This window comes from Pseudoalteromonas sp. H103, from assembly GCF_001469205.1.
Lineage (GTDB): Bacteria > Pseudomonadota > Gammaproteobacteria > Enterobacterales > Alteromonadaceae > Pseudoalteromonas > Pseudoalteromonas carrageenovora.
Map to the genome: position 1 here is coordinate 50,059 of NZ_LOFG01000015.1, position 23,750 is coordinate 73,808.

At 38.7% G+C, this 23,750-nt stretch carries 21 protein-coding genes, 2 tRNA genes and 1 riboswitch; of the genes, 14 read left to right on the plus strand and 9 right to left on the minus strand.

The window, feature by feature from the left end:
• Positions 1 to 136: 136 nt before the first annotated feature.
• Positions 137 to 610, plus strand: a complete 474-nt coding sequence (locus tag ATS74_RS10160) for a Dps family protein (RefSeq protein WP_058548797.1) — start codon at positions 137 to 139, stop codon at positions 608 to 610.
• 422 nt (positions 611 to 1,032) lie between these two features.
• On the opposite strand, the gene ATS74_RS10165 is transcribed toward ATS74_RS10160, so the two are convergent.
• Positions 1,033 to 3,975 carry a TonB-dependent receptor domain-containing protein gene (locus ATS74_RS10165; protein ID WP_058548798.1) on the minus strand — a complete coding sequence of 981 codons (2,943 nt, stop codon included), beginning with the start codon at positions 3,973 to 3,975 and terminating at the stop codon, positions 1,033 to 1,035.
• Positions 3,976 to 4,215: 240 nt separating this feature from the next.
• Here ATS74_RS10165 and ATS74_RS10170 point away from each other — a divergent pair, with 240 nt between their 5' ends.
• The gene (locus ATS74_RS10170) at positions 4,216 to 4,977 is read left to right on the plus strand and encodes a LytR/AlgR family response regulator transcription factor (protein WP_058548799.1); all 762 of its coding nucleotides are present in this window, start codon (positions 4,216 to 4,218) and stop codon (positions 4,975 to 4,977) included.
• Positions 4,978 to 4,996: 19 nt separating this feature from the next.
• Here ATS74_RS10170 and ATS74_RS10175 read toward each other — a convergent pair whose 3' ends face one another.
• The 4 genes from ATS74_RS10175 to ATS74_RS10190 all read right to left on the minus strand — a co-directional run bounded on the left by ATS74_RS10175 (position 4,997) and on the right by ATS74_RS10190 (position 9,185).
• Complete coding sequence (locus ATS74_RS10175) at positions 4,997 to 5,398, minus strand: hypothetical protein (protein ID WP_058548800.1); 402 nt, start codon at positions 5,396 to 5,398, stop codon at positions 4,997 to 4,999.
• Positions 5,399 to 5,458: 60 nt separating this feature from the next.
• Positions 5,459 to 7,534 carry a S9 family peptidase gene (locus tag ATS74_RS10180; protein ID WP_058548801.1) on the minus strand — a complete coding sequence of 692 codons (2,076 nt, stop codon included), beginning with the start codon at positions 7,532 to 7,534 and terminating at the stop codon, positions 5,459 to 5,461.
• Positions 7,535 to 7,681: 147 nt separating this feature from the next.
• Positions 7,682 to 8,251, minus strand: coding sequence for a hypothetical protein (locus ATS74_RS10185; protein ID WP_058549155.1), 570 nt, complete (start codon positions 8,249 to 8,251; stop codon positions 7,682 to 7,684).
• Between the two features lie 95 nt (positions 8,252 to 8,346).
• Positions 8,347 to 8,438: riboswitch (cyclic di-GMP riboswitch) on the minus strand.
• A gap of 90 nt (positions 8,439 to 8,528) precedes the next feature.
• Positions 8,529 to 9,185, minus strand: a complete 657-nt coding sequence (locus ATS74_RS10190) for a cytochrome b/b6 domain-containing protein (RefSeq protein WP_058548802.1) — start codon at positions 9,183 to 9,185, stop codon at positions 8,529 to 8,531.
• 107 nt (positions 9,186 to 9,292) lie between these two features.
• Here ATS74_RS10190 and ATS74_RS10195 point away from each other — a divergent pair, with 107 nt between their 5' ends.
• The 3 genes from ATS74_RS10195 (at position 9,293) to ATS74_RS10205 (ending at position 10,894) form a co-directional block, all read left to right on the plus strand.
• Positions 9,293 to 9,994 (plus strand): AzlC family ABC transporter permease, encoded by a 702-nt coding sequence (locus ATS74_RS10195; RefSeq protein WP_058548803.1) that lies wholly within the window; start codon positions 9,293 to 9,295, stop codon positions 9,992 to 9,994.
• Positions 9,994 to 10,293: an AzlD domain-containing protein gene (locus ATS74_RS10200; protein ID WP_058548804.1), complete on the plus strand. Its 300-nt coding sequence runs from the start codon at positions 9,994 to 9,996 to the stop codon at positions 10,291 to 10,293. Before ATS74_RS10195 ends, ATS74_RS10200 begins: the two co-directional genes overlap by 1 nt.
• Before the next feature lie 109 nt (positions 10,294 to 10,402).
• On the plus strand, positions 10,403 to 10,894 hold the full coding sequence (locus ATS74_RS10205) for a glutathione peroxidase (RefSeq protein ID WP_058548805.1): 492 nt from the start codon (positions 10,403 to 10,405) through the stop codon (positions 10,892 to 10,894).
• Between the two features lie 118 nt (positions 10,895 to 11,012).
• Here the strand turns inward: ATS74_RS10205 and ATS74_RS10210 are convergent, their stop codons facing one another.
• Positions 11,013 to 11,198: a PA3496 family putative envelope integrity protein gene (locus ATS74_RS10210; RefSeq protein ID WP_082660591.1), complete on the minus strand. Its 186-nt coding sequence runs from the start codon at positions 11,196 to 11,198 to the stop codon at positions 11,013 to 11,015.
• Positions 11,199 to 11,588: 390 nt separating this feature from the next.
• On the opposite strand from ATS74_RS10210, the gene ATS74_RS10215 reads away from it, so the two are divergent.
• Positions 11,589 to 12,386 carry a YggN family protein gene (locus ATS74_RS10215; protein ID WP_058548807.1) on the plus strand — a complete coding sequence of 266 codons (798 nt, stop codon included), beginning with the start codon at positions 11,589 to 11,591 and terminating at the stop codon, positions 12,384 to 12,386.
• A gap of 105 nt (positions 12,387 to 12,491) precedes the next feature.
• Here ATS74_RS10215 and ATS74_RS10220 read toward each other — a convergent pair whose 3' ends face one another.
• The gene (locus tag ATS74_RS10220; RefSeq protein ID WP_058548808.1) at positions 12,492 to 13,937 is read right to left on the minus strand and encodes an aminotransferase-like domain-containing protein; all 1,446 of its coding nucleotides are present in this window, start codon (positions 13,935 to 13,937) and stop codon (positions 12,492 to 12,494) included.
• A gap of 101 nt (positions 13,938 to 14,038) precedes the next feature.
• On the opposite strand from ATS74_RS10220, the gene ATS74_RS10225 reads away from it, so the two are divergent.
• Complete coding sequence (locus ATS74_RS10225) at positions 14,039 to 14,968, plus strand: DMT family transporter (protein WP_058548809.1); 930 nt, start codon at positions 14,039 to 14,041, stop codon at positions 14,966 to 14,968.
• Positions 14,969 to 15,003: 35 nt separating this feature from the next.
• Here ATS74_RS10225 and ATS74_RS10230 read toward each other — a convergent pair whose 3' ends face one another.
• Positions 15,004 to 15,873, minus strand: coding sequence for a diacylglycerol/lipid kinase family protein (locus ATS74_RS10230; RefSeq protein ID WP_058548810.1), 870 nt, complete (start codon positions 15,871 to 15,873; stop codon positions 15,004 to 15,006).
• A gap of 329 nt (positions 15,874 to 16,202) precedes the next feature.
• Here ATS74_RS10230 and ATS74_RS20015 point away from each other — a divergent pair, with 329 nt between their 5' ends.
• From ATS74_RS20015 to ATS74_RS10260, 7 genes are all read left to right on the plus strand, one after another.
• The gene (locus tag ATS74_RS20015) at positions 16,203 to 16,343 is read left to right on the plus strand and encodes a hypothetical protein (RefSeq protein ID WP_171038411.1); all 141 of its coding nucleotides are present in this window, start codon (positions 16,203 to 16,205) and stop codon (positions 16,341 to 16,343) included.
• Positions 16,344 to 16,562: 219 nt separating this feature from the next.
• Positions 16,563 to 16,653, plus strand: a tRNA-Ser gene (locus ATS74_RS10235).
• A gap of 53 nt (positions 16,654 to 16,706) precedes the next feature.
• Positions 16,707 to 16,799, plus strand: a tRNA-Ser gene (locus ATS74_RS10240).
• Between the two features lie 418 nt (positions 16,800 to 17,217).
• Positions 17,218 to 17,703 carry an RNA-binding protein gene (locus ATS74_RS10245; RefSeq protein WP_058548811.1) on the plus strand — a complete coding sequence of 162 codons (486 nt, stop codon included), beginning with the start codon at positions 17,218 to 17,220 and terminating at the stop codon, positions 17,701 to 17,703.
• Between the two features lie 251 nt (positions 17,704 to 17,954).
• Positions 17,955 to 20,672, plus strand: coding sequence for an ATP-binding protein (locus tag ATS74_RS10250; protein ID WP_058548812.1), 2,718 nt, complete (start codon positions 17,955 to 17,957; stop codon positions 20,670 to 20,672).
• Positions 20,662 to 22,038, plus strand: a complete 1,377-nt coding sequence (locus ATS74_RS10255) for an alpha/beta hydrolase (RefSeq protein ID WP_058548813.1) — start codon at positions 20,662 to 20,664, stop codon at positions 22,036 to 22,038. The genes ATS74_RS10250 and ATS74_RS10255 overlap by 11 nt, the downstream gene beginning before the upstream one ends.
• Positions 22,035 to 23,174: a GNAT family N-acetyltransferase gene (locus ATS74_RS10260; RefSeq protein WP_058548814.1), complete on the plus strand. Its 1,140-nt coding sequence runs from the start codon at positions 22,035 to 22,037 to the stop codon at positions 23,172 to 23,174. The genes ATS74_RS10255 and ATS74_RS10260 overlap by 4 nt, the downstream gene beginning before the upstream one ends.
• On the opposite strand, the gene ATS74_RS10265 is transcribed toward ATS74_RS10260, so the two are convergent.
• A complete protein-coding gene (locus tag ATS74_RS10265) occupies positions 23,151 to 23,741 on the minus strand; it encodes a DUF938 domain-containing protein (RefSeq protein ID WP_058548815.1) in 591 nt (196 codons plus the stop codon). The two genes, ATS74_RS10260 and ATS74_RS10265, sit on opposite strands and share 24 nt — an antisense overlap.
• Between the last annotated feature and the right edge of the window lie 9 nt (positions 23,742 to 23,750).

A 23,750-nucleotide genomic window follows, 5' to 3' on the forward strand; every position in this document is an offset into this window, starting at 1 on the left:
TAAAGTGAGTAAGTATTTGTAAACATTGATAGGTTAAAGCTATCACTTTAATAATTCTAAACGATTTTACTAAATAATTAAAATCCGTAATACTTATCACAAGTTAACAAACAAACCGTTATTCAAGGAGCAAGTTATGTCACATGTAAATGCCATTGGTTTAAACAGCGAAAAAAGTGAAGACATCGTAAAATCTCTCAATACTTTATTGAGCAGCTACCAAATTCAGTACATGAATGCGCGTGGCTTTCACTGGAATATTAAAGGTCGTAACTTTTTTGAATTACATATCAAATTTGAAGAAATTTATAATTTACTACTTGAAAAAGTAGATGAAATTGCAGAGCGTATTTTGACGCTAGATGGCGCGCCACTGCATGCGTTTTCAGATTACTTAGAAGTAAGTGAAATTAAAGAAGCCAAAAACATTAGCGATGGTACAGCTGCAGTAGAAAACCTACTAGCGGGTTACAGCACACTAATTAAAATGCAACGCGAAGTATTAAGCCAAGCAGGTGAGGCAGACGATGAAGGTACTGCATCATTAATGGGTGATTACATCTCAGAGCAAGAAAAACTTGTGTGGATGCTTAAAGCTTACTTAGATTAAATTTAAGCAAAAAAAAGCCCTCAATAATGAGGGCACAAATAGGGATAAATCGTTAAATAACTAAGCGATTCGGTTACTATATTAGTCACCTCTCAATACTAAACAACGCCCCTGTTACCAGTGGCGTTGTTTTTGGTTTAAGCGGAAATTAAATCATTTAAATAGTCACCGTTATACCAATCTGCTTATATATGAGGCCTATTTAACGTTAAGAAAATTATGCTAGAACTAGGCAGAAACTTTTGTATCTAGTTGTTCTAAATAAAAAATTTTTAACGACGTTATAGTGCAATTTAATTCGTTAAATTGATCAAAGATTCATGCGGGTTGGTATTATTCCGCTCAAATAAAAAAGCCCCAGTAGTTGTTGGGGCTTTGCGAACGTAATTAATTAAACAATGCTATTTAAATCGCTCTATTGGTTAGAATTTGCTTCTAAAGCCTATGTAAAATGACTGGCCAATTGGGTCATACGTGCCTGCATCGGTTTCAGTACCGGTGCTTGAGCCACTTACGCCAGATAAAATGCGTGGTGGCTCTTTATCAAATAAATTATTAGCACCTGCATATAACTCCATTGAATCATTAATATGGTAGCTTGCTTGTACATCGTGATACGTTACTGAGCCTATTCCAATACCACCTGGAGCTATACCAAAGCCACTTAAAAATTGATCATCAAAGTCAGCAGCACCAATGTAAGTTAGGCTCCAGTTAAAATCAAAATCATTAAGTTTATAACCAAAGTTCCAGTTAGCTTTGTGCTCTGATGCGCCAATTTCACCAGCGAATTCATCTTTGTCAGCCCCCGGAAGTGGAATGCTATAACCATCCATTAAGTAGGTGTAGGCAAGGCGAGTTCTAAACGCGCCAGGGCCAATGTCTGTAGCGTATGTTAATGTTAAATCAACACCTTCTGTTCCTAAACCACCGCTATTTGATACACCGCTGTCGATAAACTCAAGCGAACCAGCGCTATTATTACCTGACGGACCACTGCGTCGAGTTACAAAATCACAAAAGCTTGTATCGCCACCACCGTAACATTGATCAAGTATAAATTGACGAGGTGTTGATACAATTGCATCAGTGATCTCAATATCAAAGTAATCAAGTGTTATATCAAGGCCTGAAATTAACTCTTCTGGTGTAAATACCAAACCTACTGTTACTGAGTCACCGACTTCTTCTTTGAGATCTTGATTACCGCGGTTAAAGCCACTAATACCTTGAAGGTCTGATTGGTTAAGCGTAAATTCGCCATTTGATGCAATATTATTAGCGACACCCACATCCGCACGACACGCATCACCTGCAGCTCCGCCACCGCTATTTGTAATACCTAAACAAGGATCATTCAACCCGCTTGGGAATGTTTGTGAAGGTGGTGAAAATAATTCGTCTATATTTGGCGCACGAGTAGAGCGAGCACGTGTAGCGCGTAGGCGTAAGCTATCTATTACTTCCCAATCTACGCCTACGTTCCAGCTTTCTGTGTTGCCTACCGTTGAGTAGTCAGATAATCGAACGGCTGCATTCATAGTTACAGAATCAAGTACTGGAATATTTGCCTCAACATAGTACTCAGTCACATCAAATGAGCCTTCGGTTGCAGGAATAGCATTGCCCGCATTAAGACCGGCTTGCTGAAGCGCATCAAACTCACTACGTGAGAACTCTTCACGGTATTCAAAACCGGCCGCTATACCCACCATACCTGCTGGCAGTTCAAATAAATCACCAGAGATATTTCCGCCTATGATCTCTTGCTCAACAGAGGTCGAAAGCGTGCTGGGTGCACTTACAAAATCAATAGCACCTTGCGAAAGGGAGTTAAATCCATAAATATCTACAGGCGAACAATTAAAACCACGCGCAGTTGCATCAATACAGATAGCTTCATTAGTAATGCCGTCGCCATCTAAATCTTGGCTATCAATTACAGCCTCTAATCCTTGACGGAAGCTTTGTACGTTAACTAAACCGCCAGAAACCTGCGACTCTTTTGTTTTACCATATACATAGTAAGTATCGTAAAACCAGTTATCGGTAATTTCACCTTGAAAGCCTAGTGCTAAACGAAAAGTATCACGTTCAGCGCGTGCACCGCGGTTACCTACATCACTTAAGCGCTTAGCAAAAAATATGTCTCGTGCGCCATCACCATCGGTATCGGTTGCGGCATTATAAATATCGTCGGGAACAAACGCGTTACGTAAAAGTTCACCATTTACGTCAAATTCAATGGGGACACGCCCATTAGCGTATATATCGTCTGATGCAAACGGAAATGGCTCTAGCTCTGAGTTAGTTGTGCTAGATGCATACGTACCTTCAAAAAAGAAGCTGTGCTTATCATTTAGCTCGTAGCTACCATTTGAAGCAAACAAATAGCGCTCAGTAGGTATTGCGATTGTTCTTACGCCACTACGGTTGAAGCCGTTCGCATCTACTCCGTCACCGCCATTGGTGCTAAAGCTGTCTTGTAGGTTATTATTTGCATCGTAAGTGAATGTATCATCACCAGCGCTAAAACGCCCCTGAGGAGGGAATGAAGATAAAAACGGGCTTTGTGCATCAAATATAGACCCTGGGTTTGCAACCGGATCATCCTCAAAATAAATACCTGAAAATTGATCTACAGCAGAGCGCTCACGGTCACGCGAGAACACAGCTCCTTGGTCAGAATAACCTAAATGAAACATTGCATGGCCTTTGCCATCATCACTCGTTAAACCTGAAGTGAAAGAGAATTGACGAGATTCGTCGTCGCCTTCGCTCGATTCGCCATATTGGCCTTCAAACTCTAAACCCTCAAAATCATCTTTAAGTACAAAGTTAACTACACCTGCCACCGCATCAGAACCATAAACCGATGAGGCACCGCCGGTCATAATTTCTACGCGTTCAATAAACTGGCTCGGAATAGAGTTTAAATCTACCGCAGAGCTTCCTGGTACACCTGATACATAACGACGGCCATTAACTAAAACAAGCGTACGGTTAGAACCTAAGTTACGTAGATCAACCGTTGCAACACCTGCGCTGGCAGTATTAAAGTTAGAGTTGGTACGGCTTATAGCAGGCGAGCCAAATGCTGGATTTTCTAATAATAAGTCTTGAATATTTAAAGAACCAGAGGCATCAATAGCCTCACCACTTACAACCTGAATAGGTGCAGACGACATAGCCTCAGCTGAGCGAATACGCGAGCCAGTTACTTGCACTCGTTCTATTTTTTCTATCTCGTCGTTTTCAGCCGCTAAACCCTGAAACGAAAAGCCTGCGAGTATTGCACCACTTAACGCTACTGTTAGCGACGACTTTTTAAATACTCGTGCACCTGTATTGTTTATTTTTTTCATATTAATTCCCCTGAATTGTTATTTTTGTAACTAGTTGGTTACAAGGAATGCAACATTAAGGGGAATAAATTTAAGACTCTATAAGGTTTATTCAGTCGGCTTTTTATTTGGTGTAAAGGGCATGTTTGATGGGGTAAAAGACTTCGACTTCTATTTTATATTAATAAAAAACCATATTTGGTCACATATTTTCTTAAATGCACGGTCTTTATTATTATATACAGCAGGAGATATACAATAATGATTGCTTCGTTTCACGCATTAACTCACATTAGCACATCAAAATTTGCAACATTTTTAACTCAGCATGTGCAAGCGCATAGGCATTTTAATTCTCAACTTCACATACCTGATAAGCGTTTAGATCAAATAGATACTTTACAACATAATGTGCTATTTTATGAGCTAACTAACCTCTCTGATCCGACTCAAATAGTTCATTTAACTGAGCTTGCTAAAAAATTAAAGTTAGTGATTATTGCTCAGTCAGGACATTTTGCAAATTTTGCTTTTGAAGTGGGAGCCGTGGACTTTTTAACCACCGATGTAACCACCTCAAGAATAGAAAAGTGCTTCGAAAAACTTATTCACCTTTGCCCAATCGCCAGTGCTGCTGAGCAAAAATACCAACAAAATATTAATGAAGAACATACTAAATTGCCATCGTCACATATTGTAGTAAAAGATGTAGGTAAAGTACGCTTAATAGATATTAAAGACATTGTTTGGGTTAATGGTGCCGGAAATTACGTAGAGCTTCATTTTGTTGAAGGGAGCGCGCCAGTTTTACATCGCGAAACTATGAAAAACATTGAACAACAATTAGAGCCAGAAGGGTTTATACGTATACACCGCTCTACGCTTGTCAGAAAACAAGCCATAACTGAGCTAATGCCAACTGATAGCGGCGATTACAAAGTAAAACTTAAAAATGATACTTTCTTAAATTTATCAAGAAGGTATAAAGGTTGCTTAGAAAGTATAATAAGCCCCATAACTTAGAGGCTTAGTAATAGTGAAACTACAGCCAATATGTTTTTATATACTCATCATCTGGATGTTGATGTAGGTAACTTTCTGAATTTTTATAAAAGTTTACTTCTACATCGCTGTTATGCCAGACTTTTTCAAACATATTTTTAGCAATAATGTTGGCATATAAATAATCAACTCGCTGGTAGCCGCGCTCTTTTACGCTAGAAAAATAAGTTTCTAATGAATCCATGCTATCCACTGTTAGTAGCTCAAACTCTTCTAAGTTGACTACAACAAACTTTATAGACCCTTTAGGATGCGTACTTAACTCCTGAACAACCCCATTAGTTAATGAGGTTACTCCTTCATTATTAAAGCTCCCCACCAGCTTTAAATACATGGTGGGCAGCTGAGAACAAATATTAAACTCGCCATGCGCTCCAAACATAAATAACCTTTTATATATCAGTGCTTCATTAAAGCTTAATACAAATTTTTAATTTTGCAGCTAATTTATAAGCGCAATAAAAAAGGCCATCTCAAGCGCTTTTTCTTCAAGGCTTTTAAATCGCCCTGAAGCACCACCATGGCCTGCATCCATGTCAGTTTTAAACACCAATATATTACTATCAGTTTTTAGCTCGCGCATTTTTGCTACCCATTTCATTGGCTCCCAATACTGTACTTGTGAGTCATGAAGGCCTGTCGTTATTAACATATGCGGATAGTTTTGCTCGCTAATATTATCGTACGGTGAGTAATCTTCAATTACATTATAAAATGCAGGATCGTTAGGGTTACCCCACTCGTCATACTCGTTGGTGGTAAGTGGAATACTCTCATCAAGCATTGTGGTAAGCACATCTAAAAATGGAACATGACAACCAATACCGCAGTATAGCTCTGGAGCTTGGTTTACAACGGCACCCATTAATAAGCCACCAGCACTACCGCCCGATGCAAATATTTTATTTTTATCGCCATAGCCTTGCGCTACTAATGCCTTAGTTACATCAATAAAGTCGTTAAAGCTATTTTGCTTGTGCTCTTTTTTACCTTGCTCATACCATTGGCGCCCCAGCATTTCAGAGCCTCTAACATGGGCAATTACGTATACAAACCCACGATCGAGCAAGCTTAGTGATGTACTCGAAAAACTTGGATCAATTGTATAACCATACGCGCCATAGCCGTATTGAAACAAAGGATTTGTCCCATCCTTTTTAAAGCTGTCTTTTTTATACACTATTGATACAGGTACTTTAATACCATCGCGCGCGGTTACCATTAAGCGTTCAGATTCATAGTCATCGGCATTAAAGCTACCTAGCACTTTTTGCTGTTTGAGTAATGTTTTAGCACCAGTTATTAAATCAACATCATATAAAGAACCTGGCGTTGTTAGGCTCGAATAATAGATACGCGCGCTTTTAGACTCAGGCTCTGGGTTCATCGCTACTGCGGCATAATAACAAGGGTCATCAAACTCTAATGTCATACGCTCATTGTGCTTATTCACAACTACGAAACGCGCCTGCCCCTGCTCTCGCTCGCTCAGTACTAAAAAGTCGTTAAATAATTCAACGCCCTCTAACAATACATTTTCGCGATGCGCAGTATGTTCTTGCCAAAGCGCTCTATCTTCAATAGTTTGGCTAGTCGCCGTCATTAATCTAAAGTTTTGAGCTTGCCAGTTAGTCACTATGTAAAAAGTATCGCCAAGTTTGTCTACATCAAACTCGTGACCCTCTTCGCGGGGCATTAATGCTTTAAACTCACCTTTTGGGTTATTAGCATCTAGTACCCATGTATCGTTTGTTTCTGTACTCGCTAAATCAATAATAATTAAGCTTTCATCGCGGCTTTTGCCAAGACCCATAAAAAAGCTACTGTCGTGCTCTTCGTAAACCATCACATCTTGACTTTGTTTGGTACCCAGTTCGTGTCTAAACACCTGAAAACCTAATAGCGTTTGCAGGTCTTTTTTTACATAAAAAACAGTTTTATTATCATTTGCCCAAACAATTTGCCCTTCGGTATTTTCAAGTACGTCATCAAGCATTTCATCTGTTAAAAGACTCTTAAAACGTACGGTATAAATTCTACGCCCTTCAGTATCTTCAGAATACGCCATCAGCTGCTCGCATGGGCTAAGGGCAACTTCACCTAATTCAAAAAACTCATAACCCGTAGCAAGCTCATTTACATCTAATAGCAGACTTTTATTGTCTGTGCTCATGCTAGTACTTCGGTAATGGCGAGAGTATTCATCATCGCCACGTACTTCTGAGTGATACCAGTAAGTACCATCTTTTACAGGCACCGTATTGTCATCTTTTACAATACGCCCTTTTAGCTCTTCAAAAATAGCCTTCTGCAGTGGCTTCATTGGCGCCAGTTGTGCACCGCAATAGGTGTTTTCTGCTTTTAGATGCGCTAATACATCTTCGTTTTGACGCTCATCATCACGCATCCAATAATAATTATCGACTCGCGCTTTATTGTGAGTAGTTAATGTATAAGCTTGCTTTTTAGCAACAGGGAAATCAGGCAATAAACTTAAAGAATAATCAGGACGAGGCACAAAATAACCAATATAAAAAATAACAATGTGGTCAGTTTATCATAAAAATAAAAAAGCCCACCCAATACTTAGGTGGGCTAAAACGGTACACGCTTCATCACTAAAACCGTTATACCTTTGGGAAGATAGTCTCTTTAATACACTTACTTAACTAGGTACTTTTTGCCAAGCCATAGCCCAGCTTTTGCCTACACCAGGTTCAAACATAGGCTTTTCATCATCGCTTGCACGGCAAAACTCATTAAATGGCCATGGCTTGCATTGATAAACATGCCCTGTTTTAGGTTGTAGTACCTTTGTACCAGCGCTGTAGTTATTAATATTTTCTGGATATATATAATCGTATTGCTGGCTGCACTTTTCAGGGCTTTCATGGCACTTAGCAATACAATGAAAATTAACTTCAGCTTTGCAAATACCACTTGTTTCTAGAGCAAATACTTCATTATGACGATACGCCACAACCAACCCTTGTTCAGTCATTCGTCCTGCACTTACTAAAGGCACATGCACGTTTATATACTCGGCGACTAAACGTGGCCAAGCATGGGGTTCACCTTCTTCAAGAGAGGTAATTTTATAATCAAACGATAAATCAACGAGCACTCCTTGCATGTCGTAAAAAGTTACACTCACCACATCACCAATAAATAATTGGGTATGATGATTTAAGCAACCTATTGCTGACCATGTTCCGCAGGCCAGCGACATATGCATAAACACAGCAACACCTTAGAGTCACAAAATTTTATCCATGGTATATGGATACACAATAAATACATTGAGGGCAAGAGATACACGATAATACACAGTGCAGCAGCCCCGCTATCGTAGTTTTAACAAGTAAAACCTTAGACCGGAAACTTTGCGTCCTAACCTTTAGGTTAGTTTGCCAACAATTCGACGATTATAATTAGCAACCGCACAACAATCAAACAAAAGAATGTAACCAATGGAAAAAACCAACCCTTAAAGATTGGTTTTAGTATATTTATTAGCTAAATAAATAATTTAACGGCTCTTTGGCCCAGCTAAATGCTAGCACCGCTAATAGTCCTAAAAAGATCACCCACGCAGGCCAAGATGATTTAGTAAGCTTTACTTGTGCATTTTCATTACTAAGCTCTTTTGTACCTGTAATCATTGCTTTTACAAGAGGCTTGCCTTTAAATTTATACACAATAATAGCCAGCACATGCAAACCGATAGCATATAGTAAAATGTCAAAATTAAGGTGGTGTAGCCAATTAGCAAAATCTACGGTATCGCTCGATACATATTCAACTAATGGTCCGTCTGTTAAAATGCCATCACTGCTCATTAGCCCTGTTAAAAGCTGAGTACTAATAAGTATAAAAAACAAAATGACCATATAGCTGCCCTGCGCGGAGTGCCCTGGTGCATCTGTAGGTGTTTTAAATGCGCTAATTACCGACTTTGGTGAATGTATTAGCGCACTAATTTTAGCTGTTTTACTGCCAAACACTCCCCAAATAAAGCGCGTAACAATAAGTGCAAGCGTAAAAAAGCCCATTACAAAATGTAGCTCAATCATGCCCTCTTCGGCACTAAAATATAACGCAGCAATACTAATTACTAATAACCAATGAAAGCTTCTAATAAAGCTATCCCAAACCTGTACTTTTGACATTGCGCCCACCCTAAATAAAACAGTACTATTTAATATGTTATCTACTTTAACATCATCATATTAAGGTATCCTTATGAGTCATTCTACAAGTCATATGAGTAAAAACCATGCAAGGAACTAAAAAAGCTATTTTAAAGGGCTTTTTAGATATGCTGCCGCTTTGTTTGGCGGTTATTCCGTGGGGTATTTTGTGTGGTTCTTTAGCTATTCAAAATGGCTTTAGCGCTTTAGAAACCCAAGCTATGTCACTTTTAGTTTTTGCAGGCTCTGCGCAATTAGTCGCTATAGAGCTTATGGCGGGTAATACTCCGCTGCTCACTATTTTATTTACTACGTTTATTATCAGCTCTCGTCATTTTTTATATGGCCTCGCTGTTCGTCATAAAGTCATTGATAAACCCATGCGCTGGCGCTTACCGGTCAGCTTTGTATTAACCGATGAGCTATTTGCTTTTTCGCATCATCGCAAAGCATATAGAACAAAAACAAGATTAATATACGCACTTAGTGCCGGGTTTAGCTTTTATATAGCTTGGAACTTGTGGACACTCATTGGTATTGTGGCGGGCTCTATGCTGCCTGACTTAACCAATCTAGGGCTAGACTTTGCAATTGCAGCTACGTTTATAGCGTTAGTTATTCCGGGGGTTAAAAACTTAGCCACCTTAGTCACCGTTATAGTCGCGGGTATAAGCGCAACTCTATTAAAAAGCACAGGGTTTGAGCTGTGGTTAGTATGTTCGGCTTTACTTGCTATGTGCGCAGGCTACTTCACATCAAGAATAACCACAAAGAAGGACGCGCACTAATGATGATCACAATATTACTTATGGCGTGTATTACTTTTTTTACGCGTTACTTATTTTTGCACCGTGCCTTACCATTTAAGGTAGGCCCCAAGATGCAGCAATTTTTAAGCTTTAGTGCCCCAGCCGTACTGACAGCTATTTGGGTCCCTATTGTATTTTTAAATGAAGAAGGTATTAACCTTAATTGGCAAAACCCATATTTAAGCGCGGCTATTGTGGCCGTTATTGTGGCTTACAAAACACATAATATTTATTACACCACCCTTGCAGGGATGGGTCTTTTTTTAATACTTAATTAAGCACCCTACATTTATTAATAGATTTTTATTACCGCAGGTGAAACTTTATACTTTTCGATGTATGCATCAGCGAGTAGAATGCTTGAAACAATAATAATAAGCGTCAATCATGCACGAATTTTATCAATTAAGCACAACTAGCTTACAAGGCCAGCCCATTAACTTTAGTGATTTTGAGGGGAAGGTTGTACTTATCGTAAATACCGCGAGTGAATGTGGGTTTACCTACCAGTATGAGTCTCTTCAGGCCTTACATAATAAGTATGCAAGCCAGGGTTTGGTTATTTTGGGTTTTCCGTGTAATCAATTTGGTCAGCAAGAGCCCGGCGACGCCACCCAAATAGAGCAAGGCTGTTTAATTAACTACGGTGTTAGTTTTTTAATGTCGGCCAAAGTCGATGTAAACGGTGAGCATGCCCATCCTATTTTTCGTTATCTAAAATCAGCATTACCTGGTTTTTTAACACGTAAAATAAAATGGAACTTCACTAAGTTTTTAATAGCGGCCGATGGCACACCAATTAAACGCTATGCTCCTTTTACTAAACCTGAAAAGCTAGAAATAACCATTCAAAAAGCACTTAAAAACATTACGGCATAAAATTAATAAAGAGGCGTATAGCCTCTTTATTGCCAGTTAAAACTAAGCGTTAAACATGTTTATAACCACACGTATAAATACCTAAACAAAACTGGCGATGTATTTTTACTAGTACAATTTACTCTATGTAATCACTTAAATCGTCTTCGCCTAGGTTTTTACGCAAGCGTTTTTGTTCAAGATAGTCTTCCAACTTTTTCTTAACTTTTTGCTTGTTTTTATCATGTTGATTACGCCCGACCATTTCGTATTCGTCTTCAACAAAATCATCATCTAGCGCATCGTAACTAAATGTCTTACCCACAACCCACTCCATAAAGTGTTTGAGACCAATTAAGGATTTTATAATCGCAATAATTGGTGAAATTAAAAATGTTCAGTACTAAATATGATTTACAAATTAGTACCAAAATAAAGCTATGTAGCTATCGTAAATAGTCTTCATGTCAGTATTGTGAATAAATAGCGCTAAATTCGAATTGAGGAAAGTGAGAGTTTTTTATCGTATCGATAAATAAAATTTATCACTTTTTATTTTTTAGCCAATTTGACTAAAAAATAGTTATTTACTTAATGAAAGCATCATTATTAAGCCGCCTACAAACACGTAACCCATTGTTTAGAATAAACAAATAAAACTGGCACTAAACTTGTTATTAGTTAATCGTCATCAACAAAAAAGTAGAGAACAAACATGAAAAAATTACTATTAGTAAGTGCTTTAATTTGTACGCCCGCTGCAATGGCTCACAACGATAACGATTCTGCAATTTCATTTAGTAATGGACAGTGCAATGTTGAATTTAAAAATGATGTACGTATTAAGCCAAACGAACTAGAAATTTTTACAGCTAATAATCGCACCATGCAGTTCACTACTGACGGTGATTTAACTATAAACGGTGAGTTAATTAACCTTAATAGCAACCAACGCGCAGCGTTAAACACCTACTCTGATAGCTTACGCACTCAATTACCTGAAGTAGCTAATATAGCTTTAGAAGGCGTTAAAATTGCGGGTGTTGCACTAGCTGAAGTAGGCAACGCATTTAATATTGATGGCTTAGATAATATGTCTGAGCTGATGGACGATATTAAAATGGAAGTAGAAAACACTTTTTATCAGCAAGGCACCTTTGTTATGGGCCAGCAAAGCTTTAATCAGTTTGGTGAAAACTTTGAGCAGCAATTCGAAAATCAAATAGAAACGGCTGTTGAGTCTGCTGTTATGCAATCAATGGGCAGCATTTTAGTTGCACTAGGCTCTGAATTATTAGGCTCAGGTGGTGATATGGAAGCATTTGAGCAGCGCATGGAAAATATGGGCGCACAAATAGAAGAAAAAGTAGAACTACATGCTAATGCACTTGAAGAACGTGCTAACGATTTATGTGGCAACTTTGCCGACATTGCTAAGCAAGAAGAGCAATTAGTAGCACAGTTACCTGAGCTTCAAGGCTATGAGTTATTTACAATTAAACCAACTAAGTAACCCAAGTAACCCAAGTAACCCAAGTAACCCAAGTAACCATATTTAATATCCCTTTAGCAGCATTTAAGTTTACTTAAATGCTGCTTTTTTATGTACTGATTTACATTATTTTTTAGCTAATAAAGTAAGCTCGCCTAATGTAATAATAGCGCGCTCCATTTGCTCACTCCATTGCACACCATAACTTAATCTAAAACAGCTTTTATATTTACTCGTCGCAGAAAATATAAGCCCAGGCGTTATGCTTATACCTACCTCAAGCGCCAGTAAAAAAAGCTTTTGGCTATCGTACTCGCCACCTAAGTCGAGCCAAATAACACAGCCGCCTTGAGGGTCACTTATGCGGGTATTTTTTGGCATAGCTTGTTGTAAACAAAAGCGCATACGGTCTTTGTTCGTTCGCAAGCGCTGCCTTAATACCTTTAAGTTTCTATCGTATTCACCGCTGGCAATAAATTCCGATAACGTCCATTGATTAATTAACGATGTTGAGCAACTTAAAGCGCGCTTATAGCGCCGAGCTTGCTGAGCGTACTTACCCGCAATTAACCAACCAACACGATAGCTAGGCGCTGCCGTTTTAGAAAAAGAGGAGCAGCTAATTACGAGCCCTTTTTTTGAATAGGTTTGCGCTGGTGTACCTCGCTGTGGGGTAAAGTATAGATCGCCGTAAACGTCATCTTCAATAAGTACCACGTTATGGCTTTCTATTAGCTCTACCATTTGCTTGCGATTTTTATCGTTCATAAAGCTGCCAACTGGATTGCTAATCGCAGTAGAAAATAAACATGCTTTAATGTCGTGATCGTTTAATGCTTGCTCTAAGTCGTTAAGCCAAATTCCGTTATCTGGACACAGAGGTATTTCGAGTGCTTTTAAGCCTAAACTTTCTATTAATTCAATAATACCGTGATAACACGGGGTCTCTATGGCAACGGCATCACCGGGCTTTGTTACACACTTAAGCGCTATTGCAAGCGCCTCTTGCGCACCATTAGTGATCACCAGCTCGTCTATATTAATACCTATACCAAAACCCAAATAATAATGTATAAGCTGCTTTTTTAACGGTACAAAACCATCCATTGGGCCATAATTAATGGCGCTGTTACCAGCAATTGTCATCACTCGGCGCATATTTCTCGCAAGTGCTTTATCGGTTGGGGCAGCCGCAACGGGGTTTGCGATACCAAAAGGCACTACGTTAACTTGATGAATCGCACTATATACTTGCTCTATTAGCGCTTGTTTATTAACAATAACAGGCTCGCGGCTTAGCTTTACACGCTTAGGAAGACTGCGTGCTATAGCGACGGCTTTTAAAAAATAGCCTGATTTTTCTCTTGCCTCTATTAAGCCTTGATCTTCAAGCGTTTGATAAGCCTGCTTTACTGTAGGAATACTTATGTTTAGGTTAGTAGCCATTTTTCTTAGAGATGGCAGCTTTTCGCCGGGCAACAAAACATGCTGTTCGCTCATATCTTTAATAAGTTGAATAACTTGCTGATATAAAAATTCAGGGGGTTTGTTGTTTACGGTTTTTAAGTTCATCGCACACCAAATCTGTATAGGTTACATTTTTACTTTTCTGTATATGGTAAGTATACAGCTAGCTCTTAAAATAACCACTCACCCGGTATTTAGGATCGACAATGAAAAGTGCAGCGCTATACATTACAACTGTTTTAATTTGGGGTTCTACTTGGCTAGCTATAGAGTTTCAGCTAGGTGATATTGCTGTAGAGCTGTCGCTATTATATCGCTTTGCTATCGCAGCCGCGCTAATGTGGTTATATGTAGCGTACAAAAAACCCGACATGCGCTTTTCATTAGTAGACCATGGTTTTTTTGTGCTGTTGGCAATATGTAACTTTAGCCTAAATTATTTAATGCTTTATTGGGCGCAAAACTATTTAACGTCAGCCATGACCTCAATTGCGTTTTCTATGCTGCTGGTTATGAATATAGTAAATACACGATTATTTTTTGGAAAGCCTATATCTAAGCGAATCTATGCAGGCGCAGTACTTGCTGTACTGGGCATAACGTGTCTATTTTGGCCACAACTACAGCAGTTCGACTTGAGTAATGGTGCGTTGGTCGGGTTACTACTTGCTCTTAGTGGCACCTTTGTGGCTTCATTAGGAAACATGGTAAGCGTAAGAAACTCACGCAAGCAAATTGGTGTACTCCAAGGCAATGCCTGGGGCATGTTATACAGCGCAATTGGTTTAGTTTTATATGTACTAATGAGCGATGTGCAATTTAGTTTAAACGCACCAAGTAGTTACTGGCTTTCATTACTTTATTTATCAATATTTGGCACTGTAATAGCGTTTAGCTGCTACTTTGCGCTACTTAAAAATATTGGCCCTGAGAAAGCCAGCTACGTTATTGTACTGTTCCCGCTTGTTGCGGTAACACTCAGTAGCTTTTTTGAAGGCTTTGAGTGGCATGCAAATACCTTTGCAGGATTTAGCTTAGTACTTTTAGGTAATGCCATCGTGCTTACCCCTACAAAACAAATTAATGCCTTTTTAGCAAATAGAGTAATTGCTAAAAATGGCTCCGTCCCCAGTTAGAAGCGTTTAACGCAACTAACACAAAAGCGCCTACCCTACTGTAGGCGCTTTTTTATTGGGCAATGAAAAAGTAAAGCACCAGTATGAACACTAATCTTTGCTGGTGTTTCTCCAACCAGCTCTCCATCCGCTTCTATTAGTAAGCCTTGAGTCATTATTTCTGCGCTAGTTAAGCGGCTATAGGTAAGATTTTGAATATGTTGGTGGCGCTTAAACAATAATTTTATAAAGCTCAGTACATTATAAAACACTCCGCCAGAGCGCATTTGATAACACTCAAGATGCCCATCACTTAAATCTGCATTGGGAGCAATCTTTAAGCCACCGCCAAAGTATTTATGATTTGCAAACACCGTAATTAAATTAGGGTATTGCATAGTTTGGGTACTAAATACTCCTTTTAATTGCTGAGCGTTATAATAAAGCAACTCTTTTGCGCTTATCCAGCTGTAATCAAACGCTGAAAAACACGCTTTAGCATTAATAGCTTTTACTACATGAGCATCAAAACCCACTCCGGCAATATTAATAAAGTAACGAGTGTTTATTTTTCCTATATCAATTGCAATGGGTGGATTAAATAGCGCTTGTCGCCATTGCTCTATATGGCAATCAAACCCTCTTGAAAAATCATTTCCGGTACCACAGGGCAGCAGCGCTAAAGAACAATGACTCCCTATTAATGCGTTAACGGCCAAATGCAAAGTGCCATCGCCACCTAATACAACGACTTTGCTGACCTTACTTAATTGCACTTTTATTTGTTCACAGTCGTGTTCAAAGCTTCCCGTAGTAAAAAACGTACAATAAGTTAGCTGGCGTGTTTCACAGGTATCTAAAAGCCAATTTAAAGACTTTTTACTGTGTTTTTTAGTGCTTGGTTTAACAATTATCAGTAATGACAAATTTTTATATCCAACTATAAAATAGATAACGAGATAATTAAGACTTTAATTAAATTTTTTTAATCTGAATAACTAATCAAAAAAATAACGGGTTAAATGCATAACAAAAGGTAAAAAACCGCTAAAACCCCAACATAAAAGACTAAGGAGACCATTTAAATTTACATAACTATGCAATAAAATCAAAAGCACTTACTGAATCGAATCTTAATAAACTCAAGTCGGATTAGTTTAACTAATGACTCAGGCTCAATTTTTATTGCTTTATTTTTAATCAAACAACGTGCAAAATGCACGCGATTTCAACAGATACAACCCGGAGCAAATTAATGAACCCAATAAATACCCTAAACCAAACAGCTGATACTCACGTTGCAGTAAAACCAACTAACCGCAAAGCAAAAATGTTAGCCAAGCTTAACCGTATTGGTAAAAGACTAGCACTTAGCGGCGCAGCTCAATATAAATAATCACCCAACTATGATTATTTTTTAGGTGCAGCAAACACCCAACCACTAAATTAAGTCACTTATTTAGCTCCTCTTGTTTGCTGCAATCTATTTATTTTATTAAAAATTGCCTTAATTTCCCCTTATTTACAAAAAAAACCTCATTTGCGTACATTTTTTAGGCAAACAGTCATTTTGCTATTTACACAGCGGTATCACCTAAGTATTATTCTTCGTCACGGAGAGATGGCAGAGTGGTCGAATGCACCGGTCTTGAAAACCGGCATAGGTTTGTAGCCTATCTAGGGTTCAAATCCCTATCTCTCCACCACATTTTAATTGGTGGCTTTATTTTACTTCCATCAATACAAACGGTTATGCGTTGGAGAGGTGTCCGAGTGGCCGAAGGAGCTCCCCTGCTAAGGGAGTATAGAGTTTGTAGCTCTATCGAGGGTTCGAATCCCTCCCTCTCCACCATATACTGTATATAAGCCACTTAATTGTGGTTTTTTTGTGCCTAAAATTTAACACCAATACTAAATTGGGAGGGTGAGAACCCTCGACAGGGTTCGACAAAATGCCTGGAACATTTTAGACCGCTGCAAGCGTCGCGCAGCGATTGATTACATGGATGTAAGCAAGTCTATCCCTCCCTCTCCACCATATACTGTATATAAGCCACTTAATTGTGGTTTTTTTGTGCCTAAAATTTAGTGATACCACATAAATAGATTAGCAAGCGCTAGCTTGATTATAAATTTATGATGTTATCCATGATTGCCGCCTTTAAAACGCCCTCTATAGGCCCTTCTATCCCTCATAAAAATTAAACAAATTGTGCCAAACAATAACTTAGTGCATTATTGATATAACTTTAGCCAATTTAGGTTTAGCTATGATCAGGCTCATATTGCTACTTGCGTGTGCAGTACCATTTATTTCCTTTGCACAAAATACGACTGTGTATAAATGTGTTATTAAAGGCGTGCCTACTTTTAGCCAAACACCTTGTGCGAAAGACGCACAAGTTATCACCCTTAAAGAAATAAATGTGATTGAGGCATATAAAAGCTCAACGCCAGGTAAGGGGATTACCGACTCATCCGTCGATAATTTTTTAAAAGTTCAAGAAATAGATCGTGAAATAAAAAAGCTACAGTTGGAAATAAAACAAAGCCAAAAAGAATACACCGCAAAAGCTCAGCAAATTAGTTATATAACTCAAGATCAAGCAAACCGTTTAGGAGCATCTTCTATTGCCGATGCCAGAGCGACTAAAACAGCAGCGTTAAAAGAGGCTTATGACGCCTCAATTAACCAGATGCAGCAGCAAATAAACGCTTTAAAACAACAAAAGCAGCAGCTTACCCCAACGCTTTAAGCACTGCATTTTGGTGTTTTGCAAAGTTTAAAATAACCGCCCCACTGCAATGTTGCCTATGTATAGGTGACACAACGTACTCTTTTAGCTGCTGATGAATAAGCGTTAGCATTGAAAATATAAAATCAACCGTAGAACTTAAACAATCATTTAGTAAAAAATAATTGCCATTATAAAAAATTCCTCAAATAAGCTACTGTTAGCTATACTGATTATTCAAAAAGTAATAACAATAATTGCCAAGGACCTAAGTGAAAGATTTTAATTCAAAATATCACTCTAGTATTTTTTACATCTTGTTTGCCTTGGCATATATTTTTGTTGGAATTACGCTTACTAAGCTCGCCTTTAATTCGCAAATTATTCCTATTTGGTTACCTGCCGGCATTGCATTAGTTGGGTGCTATATTTGGTGGTGGCGATTCATCCCGCCATTATTTATTGCTGCAATTACATTTAATTTAAGTATTTTTGATAACTCAGCACACGAAATGGTACTTGTTGGCAATTCGTTTAATGAGGCTATGTATATTGCCTTTGGAGTTGTTATTCAGGCGATGGTGGGGGCAGCCCTTTTAAAATATTGGCTTGGCCATCCGCTGCGCTTTAAAAACCGTAAAAATATTATTTATTTTATTGTTTTTGTCGCAATCATAACCAGCTTAATATCGGCTAACTTTGGGGTGTTTGCACTTAGCCAGTTTAACCCCGCGTACAGTATAGATAACCATTGGCGAAACGTGATTTATTGGTGGCTTGGCGATACCTTAGGCGTATTAATTGCCACGCCATTTTTACTCTCGTTATTGCCTAAAACCTCAAGTAAATACCATATCTCTGCCATACCAACCATTGCTGTGTGTAGTGTTTTATTTGTATCGGTAGCCGTAACAACTCAGCTTTACGATAGTGAAAATCGCACTAATACAATAAAAATAGCCGAACGAGAAGTCCACGTAATTGAAAATAGCCTTTATCGTTATACTAACCGCACCCTTATTGCCGTGCAGAGTTTGGCAAGCCAAGTACAATCGTCTTCACAGCTTAGTCAGCAAGAGTTTTACGCTTATGCGAGCGAGTTACTTACTCAGCATTCTTTTATAAAAGCCCTTTCATGGAATGTAAAAATATCACAAGACGAGCGCAAAGAGTTTACCCAAACCATTTCTGACATTTACCATTTAGATTACGATGTAGTCGGTGAGCCGTTAGAAAAAGACGACCCCATGGTTATTGTAAAATACATAGCGCCATTTAATGGTAATCAAAAAGCGATTGGCTTTAATGTGTTTTCAAATGCTGACAGAAAAGAATCCCTACTTAACCCTACTATAAGGTTTCAACCTGTAGGTACTAAAATTATTCAGCTCGTACAAACCAAAGAACCGACCCCCGCTTACTTACTTTTTGCTCCTGTGTACTATCAAGATAATGAAGCTGATCCTGTTAAAGGCTATGCAACGGGTGTATTTTTAGTAGACAACATTATTAATCAGGCTATTTCAAAAGCGCAATCAGATATGTTCGCTATTAATATTTATGAGGATATTAATAACCCCCCCTTTTATAGTAACTCCAAAGGCTTTGACCAAGCTGCGGGGAGTCGAATTATGACTTTTAATGTTGATTTTAGTGGTCAGCGGTGGATTGTTAAACTTGCGCTTAAAGAAGGGTTTTTAACTCAGCACAACAACCAACTTACATTACTACTACTTATTTTACAGGTCGCTGTGTGCTCACTTATTTTACTTATTTTATTATTATTTAATCAGCAGCAAGTAGAGCTTACTCGCCAAGTAGCAGAGCGCACCCATTCATTGGCGCAAGCTAAAAAGCAATCTGATCTTGCCAATCAGGCTAAAAGTCAATTTTTGGCTAATATGAGTCACGAAATACGCACACCTCTTAATGCTGTTATTGGGTTTTCGTCGTTAGCACGCGAAGTTGACGACACTAAAACATTGGTAGGCTACTTAGACAAAATAAACTCCTCATCTAAAAGCTTATTAAATTTAATTAACGACATTCTCGACATATCAAAAATAGAGTCGCAAAAGCTCGCGATGGAATCGATATCATTCGACTTTCATGCATTAGTTTCTCGTATAAATAATATGTTTGAACAAAGCGCCTTTAACAAAGGAATAAACTGGCAAGTAGAGTGCAAGCTACCAGTAAACACGTGGTACATTGGCGACCCAATGCGTATAGAGCAAATACTCCTTAACTTGTGCAGTAATGCGGTTAAATTTACAAATGAAGGAAGCGTTGCATTAAATATTGCAGGTGAATTTACTGCCGCTAATAAAGTACAAATTACCATTGATGTAATAGATACGGGAATTGGCATAAAACCAAGCCAACATAAAAAATTATTTAATGCATTTACTCAAGCTGATAGCTCCACATCAAGGCAATTTGGTGGTACAGGGCTTGGTTTAACAATAGCAAAAGAGCTGAGCCAACTAATGGGGGCTAATTTAGCTCTACAAAGTGAGCTTGGAAAAGGCTCAACCTTTACACTTGCTATCACTCTTCCTACTACAGAGCCTGAAGAGTCACCTGAAATTGCATATGCAGATACAAATATTGCATCACTAGACGTTCTCGTTGCCGAAGACAACCCTGTTAACCAAATGGTGATTAAAGCAATGCTGGGCTCTTTAGGCATAGTGCCAAAAATTGTAGATAATGGTGAGCTTGCTGTTAATGCAGTAAAACTACAAAATTTTGATTTAGTACTTATGGATTGCCAAATGCCGGTTATGGATGGCTATAGAGCCACAGCGCTAATTAGGCAATTTAAAACAGAACAAGAGCTGCCCATTATTGCTTTAACTGCCGACGTAATGCCAGAGGATAAAGCGCATGCTCGTGCAGTAGGGTTTAATCTGCACCTTGCAAAACCACTCGAACTCATTAAGCTAACCGAGTGCCTTGTCCAATATGCAGAAGTAAATGAACAATAACGGGTTAGTTTTAAAAGTTTGTATAGGTTTTGTTTTAAGTATTTTATCTCACCTTGCTGCAGCTCAAGACTGTATTACTCAAAGCAGCAGCTTTAGCTTTATACTAAAAGCTAAGCAGCAAGGGTTATTTAGGTTTGAAAACGAGCACACCCACCAGTCATTCAATTATCAAGCCCTTTTGCCATTTCAGCGCTATTTAGATTATGCGTATGATCATATTAATAAAGCAAACCCGCGTGCAAACTTACCATGCCCTGTAATAACCGATACCTACAAACAACTTGTTAAGCAAGGTGTACGAACCACAAATCCTAATATTGCCGATATTATTGCCCCCTTTGAACTTAAGCACCCAGCAAGTAACAAGGTTGCCTTGTTAATACACGGACTAACAGACTCCCCTTTTACTTATCACGATTTAGCACGCATTTACTACGAGCAAGGTTATAGCGTTCGCACGCTTTTATTACCCGGCCATGGAAGCGCTGCGAGTGCATTACAAAACGTAGACGTAAAGCAATGGCAAAAAGCAGTAAATTATGGAGTAAACCGCGCTTTAACCGATTTTGATGAGGTCATATTAGGTGGCTACTCTACAGGTGCTGCACTCGTTATTGATTACCTAACAAAGCAAACGCCATCACCTAAAATTAAAGCACTTATGTTGTATTCACCTGGTACTGAGCCACATAATAAAAATGGCTGGCTTGCTAAATGGATAGACGCTATTCCATTTGTAGATTGGATAGATAAAGACGCTGATATTGATTTTGCTAAGTATGAGTCATTCCCTTTTCATGCTGCTGCAGCCTCATACGATGCCATGCAATTGGTAAGTATTGATCAATTAAGTAAACGCTCCGCACTTAAACTACCTATTTTTAGTGTGCTTAGTGATATTGATACCACAATTGATACGCGCGCTTCGCTTAAATTATTAAGTGCCCTGCATAAGGGTAACTCGCCTAAATATAAAACACGCGATACTTTAGTATTTTATGGCAATACTGATACTTTGCCTGCAGGATTTGCTGCTAATTACAAAGTAATAAACCCAAAGTGCACGACAAAACGATGTAAAAGTATTCATGGTATATCGCATATTGCGATTGTTAACTCGCCACAAAACCCACACTACGGCGTAAATGTTGCCTATCGTAATTGTGGTAGTTTTATTAACGACGATGCTCAGTATAAAACCTGTAAAACAACACCACACCCACAATTAGGTGAACGTACAAAAGCAAATTTAAAAAACTATCCTGCATTACAGCGGCTCACTTTTAATCCTCATTTTAACGAGCTGGAAAAACAAATTTCAATATTTATTAAAAACCTAGAACACACAAAAGGTAAGCAGTTATGAGTGCTCTTTCGCACCAATGGTTTACAAGCATAAATCAAATAGATGCCAATGAATGGCAACGCTTATTTGGCAGCGAGCCCTTTACATGCCACGCATTTTTATATGCCTTGGAGCAAAGCCAATGCGTAAATGAGCAAACAGGCTGGCAGCCTAAGCACCTAGCGGTGTATGAAAATAATAAACTCATTGCATTAGCGCCTGGGTATTTAAAAAGCCATTCATACGGAGAGTACGTATTTGATTGGGCATGGGCAGAAGCATACGAGCAACACGGGTTAGAATATTACCCTAAGTGGCTATGTGGTGTGCCTTTTAGCCCTATTGAAGGTAAGCGAATTGCCATAGAGCACAATGATCACGACTTGGTATATCACTACATAAAAGAGCAGCTAAACACACACAGCATTGATCAAAGTTGGTCTGGCTGGCATATAAATTTTTGTGAACAAGCACAGGCAAATTCACTTTGTACAGAGCGAGTAATGCAGAGAGTGGGTGTGCAGTTTCAGTGGTTTAACAAAGGCTTTAATACCTTTGATGACTTTTTACAGACCTTAACTGCACGAAAACGTAAAACACTTAAAAAAGAGCGCGCTAAAATAGTCCAGCAAAATATAACCATTGAATGGCTACATGGCGTGCAAATAACCCCCGAAATCATGCAGCTTTTTTGCGAGTTTTATCAGCGTACTTATTTAAAGCGCTCTGGGCATTTAGGGTATTTAAATATGGAATTTTTTATACTGTTACATGCGCTAATGAGCGAACAACTCGTTATTATGCTCGCAAAAAAAGACGATAAAGTAATTGCAGCAACACTTAGTTTAATTGGCGAAAACACGCTTTATGGGCGCTATTGGGGTGCAAACGAAGATGTTGATTCACTGCATTTTGAACTGTGCTATTACCAAGGTATTGAGTTTGCTATTAAGCATAACCTGAGCTGCTTTCATTCTGGGGCGCAAGGTGAGCATAAAATAGCGCGCGGGTTTGAGCCCGTACTTACCTACTCTGCTCACCACATTGTTGATGGCGACTTTAGTAATGCTATTAGTGATTACCTTAAAAGAGAGAGCCAACACATTCATATCTATAAAGATCAGTGTGCTGAGTTACTGCCGTTTAAAAATGAGTAACTGATTATTTGCAGGCATGGCTGTATCGCTAATAAGCGAAAGTCCTGCCTGTTTTGCCAAGCCCTCAACTGCTTCAAAATCCCTTATCCCGCTTAACGGGTCGCGATCTATTAAAAACCTATTGAAGTCATCATTACTTGGGCTGGTAAATTTACCTTGATATTTGAACGGCCCATAAATACATAACATACCTTCGTTATTTAAATGGCGCTTAACTCCGTCAAAAAAACGCTCTACCAACTGCCAACTAATTATATGAAACGTATTTGCCGTGAATATTGCATCTACTTTATCAATCGGCCAATCGTGGCTTAAATCAAGCGTAAGTGGTGCGTGTAAATTATTGAGGCTTACCTGGGCGTGCCATAACCTGATCCCCTCATGGTTTATAGCGCGATCACTTGTATACCATTGTAAGTGAGGTAATTGTTCGGCAAAAAACACGCTATGCTGCCCCGTACCAGAACCAATCTCAAGCACACTGCAACTTGATTTAAATGCTTTTTTTAACTGCGCCAAAATAGGAGCTTTGTTGTTTTCACACGCTTGTGAAAATGGCTTTGTCATAGGTTTGCA